Annotated in this window: 1 pseudogene; it reads left to right on the top strand. The window is 37.1% G+C overall.

From position 1 onward, the window contains the following. Positions 1-237, top strand: a pseudogene (locus B3J44_RS20605) (DNA polymerase IV); the annotation flags it as partial.

A 237-nucleotide genomic window follows, 5' to 3' on the forward strand; every position in this document is an offset into this window, starting at 1 on the left:
ACAGAAAAAATGTATCAGCTCGGAATTTTCACAGGAACCGATTTGAAAAGCAAGTCTTTAGAGTTTTTAGAAAAACACTTCGGAAAATCTGGAGCGTTTTATTACCATGTTGTGCGAGGCATACATAATAGTGAAGTAAAATCTTCGCGAATTACCAAATCTGTGGCCGCAGAACATACTTTTGATGTGAATCTGTCTTCTGAGATTTTCATGATGCAACAACTAGAACGCATAGCA

It is taken from the genome of Flavobacterium sp. UBA4854, assembly GCF_002399805.1.
GTDB classification, from domain to species: Bacteria; Bacteroidota; Bacteroidia; order Flavobacteriales; family Flavobacteriaceae; genus Flavobacterium; species Flavobacterium ginsengisoli.